Genomic DNA, 7,367 nt, shown 5'->3' on the forward strand with positions numbered 1-7,367 from the left:
GCACCCCTGCGCGTGCCTACCACTGGCAGGGACACCCAGGGTTTCGCGCCGCCGGGCAGCATGGAGGTCATGGCCACCGAACTCGGTGAGTTCCTGCGCACCCGGCGGGCCGCGGTCAGCCCCGCGGACGTGGGGCTCGTCTCCTACGGCGCGCGGCGCGTCCCCGGTCTACGCCGCGAGGAGCTCGCCCAGCTGGCCGGGGTGAGTCCGACCTACTACACGCGCCTGGAGCAGGCCGACCACCACAACGTCTCCGACAGCGTCCTCGACGCGCTCGCCCGGGTGCTCGCGCTGACCGAGCACGAACACGAGCACCTGCGCCGCCTGGCCCGCCCCGCGCCCCGGCCGGTCCGGCGCCGCCGCGTCGAACGCCCGCGACCGGCGGCGTTGGGGCTCATCCGCGCGGCGCCCGGGCCGGCGCTGCTCGTCGACCACCGCAACGACGTGCTGGCCTGGAACGCGCTCGGCCACCGGCTGCTCGGTTTCGGCGACCCGTTCGACGCGCCCGACGACGTCCGCAACCGGCCGAACTTCGCCCGGATGTTCTTCCTGACCCCAGCCGGGCGTGACCTGTACGCCGAGCCCGACCAGGTGGCCCGGCAGATGGTGGGTTTCCTGCGCTACTCGTCCGGCCTGCATCCCGACGACCACGAGCTGAGCTGCCTGGTCGGCGAGCTGGTCCAGCGCAGCGACCAGTTCGCCGCCCTGTGGGCCAAGCACCCCGTCCTGGACTGCGGCCACGGGGTGAAGAAGTTCCAGCACCCGCTGGTCGGGCGCCTCGACCTCGCCTACGAGGCGATGCCCCTGCCCGACAGCAGTCACCGCATGTTGCTGTACCACGCCGAGCCCGGTACGCCCGCGGCCGACGCCCTGACGCTGCTCGCCCGGCGCTGACGGCCGGGACGCCCGGCTCCCCGGCCGCCCGGCCGACACCCGGTCCGGCGTGCGGGCGCGGGCCGGACCGATGTCTCCGGCGCGCGCGGCGGCGTCGAGGCCCGGTGACGCCCGCGTCAGCGCTTGCGCGCGAGGCCGCCGTAGACGTTGACCTGGGCGTCGGTGGCGCTCAGGTCGGTGTCGGCGTCCGGCCGCCAGCGGTGGACGACCTGGACACCAGGCTCGAGCAGTTCCAGGCCGTCGAAGAAACGGCCGACCTGGGCGCGGGTGCGGGTCTGCAGCGGGATTCCCCGCGCCCGGTAGATCTCCGTGACCTGCGCGGCCTCCTCCGGGGCGAAGTCCGGGGTGACGTGGGTGATCGCCAGGAAGCTGCCCGACGGGAGGGCGTCGAGATAACGGCGCAGCAGGCCGGCCGGGTCGTCGGAGTCCGGGATGAAGTGCAGGATCGCGATGACCGAGAGCGCGACCGGCTCGCCGAGGTCGAGGGTCTCCAGCAGCGTCGGCGAGTTGAGGATCTTCTCGGGTTCACGCAGGTCGGCGTCGATGTAGGCGGTCCTGCCCTCGGGCTTCCCGACGAGCAGGGCGCGGGCGTGGGCCAGCACGATCGGGTCGTGGTCGGCATAGACCACCCGGGCGTCCGGGATGATGCCCTGCGCGATCTCGTGCAGGTTCGGGGAGGTCGGGATGCCCGTGCCGATGTCGAGGAACTGCCGGACGCCGACCGCCCCGGCGAGGTGGCGGGCGACGCGGTGCAGGAAAGCCCGATTGGCCAGCGCGGAGATCCGCGTGTTGGGGCCCGACTTCAGAACGAGCTCGGCGGCCTCCCGGTCGGCGGGGTAGTTGTTCTTGCCGCCCAGGAAGTAGTCGTAGACGCGCGCCGAATGAGGCACGTCCGTCCGCAGTTCGACCGGGTCCACCTTGGCCACCGCGTCGTCCCAGTGAAGTCTGGGTCTCTCGGTCACGCGGGAACTCCCGACATTGCTCGCCGTGCACGGATGGACGCGGCTCTCCGTGACTGTCGAGGGTGTCCGCGCCACCCGTCCGCGGGGGAGAACCTGAAGTATCCGCAGCTTAGCCAGCCAACGGGGGACACCGGCGGGCCCGGTGGCGCCCCTGGCGGGCCCTGGTCCCAGGACCAGCGGTTATGGCGACTGTGTCATTATTGTGGCGTCGATCACTCGTTTGTGGGACGCCTGCTGGCAGGCGGTCCGACGGGCGAGCGCCTGAACGACCCGCGGCGTCGGGCGCGTCGCGTCGAGTCGGTCGAACGCGACCGCGCCGGGCGACGAGTCGGGTCGACGAGTCGGGTCATGGCCCGCCGGTGGGCGAAGCGGCCTAGGGTCCGGGTATGTGTGACGACGACTCGTCGGGTGTGTCCGCCGCCGTTCCACGGCCCGCGGCTGGCGCGGCCGTCGACCCGGTGTCCTTGGCCCCGGTGGACGAGGTCGTCATCACCACGCTGGTGGACAACACCTTCGACGCGCTGCTGCCGGGGGACGACCGGGTGACGCGGGCCCCGATCCGGGCCGGGCTGGCCGAGGCCCCCCAGTTCGAGGACGGGCTGACCACGGTGGGGCTGCGCGCCGAGCACGGGTTCTCGGCGCTGGTCCGGGTCCGTCGAGGCGACACGGTCACCACCCTGCTGTTCGACACCGGTGTCTCGCCCGACGGAATGGTCAGCAACGCCGAGCGGCTGGGCATCGACCTCGGTGACATCCACGGCGTCGTGCTCAGCCACGGTCACTTCGACCACGCGGGCGGACTGGCCGGACTGGCCGGCCGCCGTGGGGTCCGCGGCCTGCCGATGACGGTGCATCCGCTCGTCTGGACGCGCCGGCGGCTGGCGCCCCCCGGCCTCGACCCGGCGGCGCTGCCGACGCTGAGCAGGCGCGCGTGCGAGTCGGAAGGGTTCGAGGTTATCGAGCGGCGGATCCCGTCGCTGCTGGTCGACGGCAGCGTACTGATCACCGGTGAGGTCGACCGCGTGACCGACTTCGAGCGCGGCATGCCGCCCGCGCACCAGGCCTGGGACGGCGCCGGCTGGCGCCACGACCCCCTCGTGCTCGACGACCAGGCGCTCGTCGTGCACGTCCGGGGCAGGGGCCTGGTGGTGCTGACGGGGTGCGGGCACGCGGGTGTGGTCAACATCGCGCGGCACGCGCTGCGGCTGACCGGGGTCGACCGGCTGCACGCGCTGATCGGCGGCCTGCACCTGAGCGGGCCCGCCTTCGAGCCGGTCATCGCGCCGACCGTTAGCGCGCTGACCGGGATGGCGCCTGATCTCGTGGCCAGCGCGCACTGCAGCGGCTGGCGAGCCCAGCACGCGCTGGCCACGGCGCTCCCGGCGGCCTGGGTGCCCAGCAGCTCGGGCACGTCGTTCCGGCTCGCCGCCTGATTGCCCGTCGCCGCCAGCCGGCGCCACGGGTAGGTGCCTAGCGGACTGGTTGCTTCCTGGTAATCATCAAACGGCCGACTCCGTGACCTGGCCGTCCTCGACGTGCAGGCGGCGGGTGACGTGGACGGCGTCGAGCATGCGGCGGTCGTGGGTGACCAGCAGCAGCGTGCCGGGGTAACCGTCGAGGGCGGCCTCGAGCTGCTCGATCGCGGGCAGGTCGAGATGGTTGGTGGGCTCGTCGAGGACCAGGCAGTTCACGCCGACGGCCTGCAGCAGCGCGAGGCCGGCCCGGGTGCGCTCGCCGGGGGACAGGGCGCCGGCCGCGCGGGTCATCTGGTCGGCGCCGAGGCCGAACTTGGCGAACAGGGTGCGCACCTCGGCCATCGCCCAGCCCGTGACGCGCTCGGCGACGGCGAGCGTGGTCTCCTCGCCGCGGAAGCGTTCCCTGGCCTGGTCGACCTCGCCGAGGCGCACCCCGGAGCCGAGCGTCGCCGCGCCGGCGGCCAGCGGCACCCGGCCGAGCAGGGCGGCGAGCAGCGTCGACTTGCCGCCGCCGTTCGGCCCGGTGATCACGATCCGGTCCGCCCAGGAGACGGTGAGATCGACGGGCCCGAGCCGGAACCCGCCCGCGCCGGGCGCGTCGCCACCGGCCGGCCCGCCGTCGGGCAAGAGGACGGAGGACGGGTAGGCGACGACCGCGCCGGCGAGCGTGGCGACGACGTCGCCGGAGCGGGGAGCGGCGGCGATCGTCATGCGCAGCTGCCACTCCTTGCGCGGCTCCTCGACCTCCTCCAACCGGCCCAGCTTGGTCTCGAGGTTGCGGACCCGCGACGCGCTCTTCGTCGCCGCCTCGATCTTGTAGCTGCGCACCGACCGGTCGTTGTCCGGGACCTTGCGCTTGGCCCGGATCGCGCCGCGCACCGACTGCTCGCGCTGGCGCTGCACCTGGGCGACCAGGTCCGCGCGGGTGTCGGCGAACTCCTCGTAGCGCTCGCGGGCGTGCCGGCGGGCGAGGTCCCGGCCTTCCAGATAGGCGGACCAGCCGCCGGCGTACTCGGTGACGTCGCGGCGGTGCTGGTCGATCTCGGCGACGCTGGTGATCGTCCGGTCGAGGAACTCGCGGTCGTGGCTGACGACGACGAGCGCGCCGGAGATCCCGGCGACGAAGCGCTCCAGCCGCTCCAGGCCGTCGAAGTCGAGGTCGTTCGTGGGCTCGTCGAGCAGCGTGATGTCGAAGCGGGACAGCAGCACGGCGGCCAGCGAACCGCGGGCGGCCTGCCCGCCGGACAGCGCGGTCGTCGGCTCGTCCAGCGCGCCCGGCGGCAGGCCCAGCTCGGCGCAGACCTGCTCGGCGCGCACGTCCAGGTCGGCGCCGCCGATCGCGAGCCAGCGCTCCAGCGCCGAGGCGTAGGCGTCGTCGGCGCCCGCGCGGCCGGCCGTCAGCGCCTCGGTCGCCTCGTCGAGCGCGGCCTGGGCGACGGCCACGCCGGTGCGCCGTTCCAGGAAGGCGCGCAGGGTCTCGCCGGGGCGACGGTCCGGCTCCTGGGGGAGCAGGCCGACGTTCGCGGACGGCGGGGACAACTCGACCCGGCCGGCGTCGAGCGCGGCCTGGCCGGCCAGCGCCCGCAGCAGCGTGGACTTGCCCACGCCGTTGGGCCCGACGACCCCGATCCGGTCGCCCGGCGCGACGGTGAGCGAGACGCCGTCGAGCACGACCTGCCCACCACGCACGACGGACAGCTCGGAGGCGACAAGGGTGGCGGACATGGCCCCATTGTGCTCGCTCACGCGCACCGGCCGGCGGCGCCGCCGGGAGAGTGGGGCCGATGACGAGGCGCCGGTGTCAGGGAAGGCGCAGGCGCCAGTCGCCGTCGGGGACGAGCGGGCGCCCGGTCGTGGCGGCGGCCTCGCAGAGGTAGCCGAGGACGCGGCGGCCGTCGGCGAGGTCCACCCAGCCGAAGCCGAGCGGGGGAGCCGTCTCGAGCAGCAGGTCGGCGATCGCCGGGCGGGGCAGCAGCCACAGCTCGCCCGTGGCGCTGGTGGTGACGGACGGGTCGCGCACCAGGCCGGGCCGCGCCGGCTCGCCGCCGAGGTCGTGCAGCCGGTAGCCCGGGGCGGTCCGCGCCCGGCCGAGCGGGCGGGCGTCGTGCCGGCTGATCCGCCCGTGCGCCGGGAAGCCCGCCATATGTGCCCCGACCACCAGTAGCGGGACGGCGGACCCGGGCGCGGCGGCCGGGCTGGCCTGGGACGCTGCGGTCACGTCCGGCATGGTCGCACCATGTCTCCAGCCGGGTCCCACCGCGTCCCTGGCCTCGTCGTGCTTCGTCCCGCCTGACGCCGAACGGCCCGCCGCGGGGCGACGGGCCGTTCGGTCGGAAGGGACATGCCCGGGCGAGGTGGCCGCGAGGCCACCCCGCCCAGGCACCGTGGGTTAATACCGGACGGGGTCAGTCCGGGATCGGGTCGTTGCCGAGGACCTTGTACTCGGACGGCTGGCCCTTGTCGTCCAGGGTCGTCACCAGGCCGCCGAGGACGCAGACCGCGGGGTGCTCCGGGTCGGCCTTGCCATTGCAGCGGAAGTTGATCCCGCCGGCTCCTGGCAGTTCCGTCTCCTTCATCCCCTTGATGGTCGCCGTGATGGTCTCGGGCGTGACATCACCGGTCATGCCCTCCAGCGACGCCCGGAGGCCGGCGGTGATCATGAACATGATCATGCCGTCGTTGTTGCTGAGGTCGATGTCCTCGCCGTAGGTCTCGGCCACCGCCTTGTACAGCAGCATCGACGGGTTGTCGGTCCCGAGCGGCGCGCTGGCGGAGATGGTGATTCCCTCCAGCGTGTCACCGGACACCGCCTTGCGGGTGGCGTCGGTGATGCACTGCGAGATCGAGCTGATCGTCCCGGTGAAGCCAACGGACTTCAGGCCGTTCATCGCGCTGATGCAGAACGAGTCGTTTCCGATGATGAACACCTCATCGGAGTCGTTCGAGATGACCTGCTGCATCTGCGGGGTCATGTCGGCGGTGCCCGGCGCGATGCGGATGAGCTCGTAGCCGATGCCGGCCTTCTCGAACAGCCCGGGCGCGACCTCCTGCGCGGAGTGCAGGGCGGCCGGAACGTCGATCACGACAGCCGTGACCTTCTTGTTGCCCTGGTCCTTCGCGACCTGAATCGGCAGATCGATGACAGGGAACGTCGGGTTCCCCAACGAGAATGTCGTCTGGCTGGCGAGCAGCCCGGGCTCGCCAGAACCGTAGAGCATGACGGGAATCTTCGCGTCATTGAGTGGTTCCCAGGCGGTCACAACGACACCCGAGGTGCCAATCAGCACCGCGGCGACGTCATTGTTGACCATCTCGTTGCCGCAGTCGGCGGCCTTCGACGGGTCGTTCAGGGTCTCGCAGGTGACCAACTCGATGGGCCGGCCGGCGATCCCGGACTGGTGCTCGTTGATGTACTTCGCGGTGGCCTCGGCCACCTCGTTCTGGACGGTCAGGTCCGCGACCTGGCTCGCCCCGTCAGTGATCAAGCCGATCTTGACGGGCGCGCCGCTCGCCTTGGCGACCGGGCCAAGAATCTCGTTGGCGCTCGCCGAGTTGGTCGCCGGAGTGCTGGTGCCGTCACCGTCGGAGTCGCCCGAACAGGCCGAGACGAAGGCCAGGCTGGCGGCCAGGGTGGCGACGGCGGCCAGCTTTAAGCCGGTCGGCCGGGTGCCGGCGAGCGTGGGTGAGGCGGCCCGGCGCGGCCCCGCGGGCCGCTGGCCGGACAGGCTCCTGATGCGCATGTTTCCCCTTGTCGTCGGACGTGGCATGGTGCCATGGACGCCGACCCGACCGAGCACCGCTCGGCTCGCGAGGTGATGCGCCTCGGTTGCCTGCCCACTCGGGTACGACGTGCGACCGAGACGGCCCAAGGCCGGCAGGCGGCAACTGGGCAATCTCGACACGGTGTCGCAAGTGAATACTCGCTTGTGAGCTGCGTCAACCGATCGTCCCCATTGTGGCGTATACGCCGGCCAGGGGGCCAGGCCAGGGTACCCGCGCCCCGCGCCCCCTGGCCCGCCCGAGGGCGGGCCAGGGG

The 7,367-nt window shown here is 72.9% G+C and carries 6 protein-coding genes; 2 read left to right on the forward strand and 4 right to left on the reverse strand.

The features are described 5' to 3' along the window. The first annotated feature begins 60 nt into the window (after positions 1-60). On the forward strand, positions 61-894 hold the full coding sequence (locus I6A81_RS06415) for a helix-turn-helix transcriptional regulator (RefSeq protein ID WP_203002012.1): 834 nt from the start codon (positions 61-63) through the stop codon (positions 892-894). Positions 895-1,010: 116 nt separating this feature from the next. On the opposite strand, the gene I6A81_RS06420 is transcribed toward I6A81_RS06415, so the two are convergent. Then, entirely contained in the window at positions 1,011-1,856 is an 846-nt protein-coding gene (locus tag I6A81_RS06420) for an SAM-dependent methyltransferase (RefSeq protein ID WP_307874503.1), read from the reverse strand. Between the two features lie 386 nt (positions 1,857-2,242). On the opposite strand from I6A81_RS06420, the gene I6A81_RS06425 reads away from it, so the two are divergent. After that, on the forward strand, positions 2,243-3,289 hold the full coding sequence (locus tag I6A81_RS06425) for an MBL fold metallo-hydrolase (RefSeq protein ID WP_203001978.1): 1,047 nt from the start codon (positions 2,243-2,245) through the stop codon (positions 3,287-3,289). 66 nt (positions 3,290-3,355) lie between these two features. Here I6A81_RS06425 and I6A81_RS06430 read toward each other — a convergent pair whose 3' ends face one another. From I6A81_RS06430 to I6A81_RS06440, 3 genes are all read right to left on the reverse strand, one after another. Beyond that, positions 3,356-5,056 carry an ABC-F family ATP-binding cassette domain-containing protein gene (locus I6A81_RS06430; RefSeq protein ID WP_203001977.1) on the reverse strand — a complete coding sequence of 567 codons (1,701 nt, stop codon included), beginning with the start codon at positions 5,054-5,056 and terminating at the stop codon, positions 3,356-3,358. 76 nt (positions 5,057-5,132) lie between these two features. Then, the gene (locus tag I6A81_RS06435) at positions 5,133-5,549 is read right to left on the reverse strand and encodes an allophanate hydrolase-related protein (RefSeq protein ID WP_203001976.1); all 417 of its coding nucleotides are present in this window, start codon (positions 5,547-5,549) and stop codon (positions 5,133-5,135) included. A 187-nt stretch (positions 5,550-5,736) separates the two neighbouring features. Beyond that, entirely contained in the window at positions 5,737-7,071 is a 1,335-nt protein-coding gene (locus tag I6A81_RS06440; RefSeq protein ID WP_203001975.1) for an ABC transporter substrate-binding protein, read from the reverse strand. Positions 7,072-7,367 lie beyond the last annotated feature (296 nt).

This window comes from Frankia nepalensis (genome assembly GCF_016786325.1).
Taxonomy (GTDB): domain Bacteria; phylum Actinomycetota; class Actinomycetes; order Frankiales; family Frankiaceae; genus Pseudofrankia; species Pseudofrankia nepalensis.